Genomic DNA, 340 nt, shown 5'->3' on the forward strand with positions numbered 1-340 from the left:
TTGCTGTTCCCGGAACTGGATTTCGATGTGAAACCGTGCGGTGAATACACGAGAGAGGATTTTGGCGAAATCCTCTCTCGTATCGCCTTCGATCACGAGTTCGCAAACACGGGTGGCAAAACGCTCCAACTTGACCGTGACGAGCAAGTCGACGTCACGTCCACTGCTCGAAACCCACTCGCTAAATCACTCTTGTATCACTTACGAAACCTCTCAACGGACGCCATCGACGACCAGTTCGATGGCGTCCGTGACCGGTTGTTCGAAGTCCTTCGATCGCAGCGTCGACTTCCTGCGTTCGTCGATGTTGCCATCGATCTTCACGAGTGGCGGTTCTACG

The 340-nt window shown here is 53.8% G+C and carries 1 pseudogene; it reads left to right on the forward strand.

Annotation, left to right across the window (positions count from 1 at the left end):
- A pseudogene (locus O2S87_RS19005) lies at positions 1–340 on the forward strand (transposase); the annotation flags it as partial.

The sequence above is a fragment of the Halohasta sp. A2 genome (assembly GCF_056175805.1).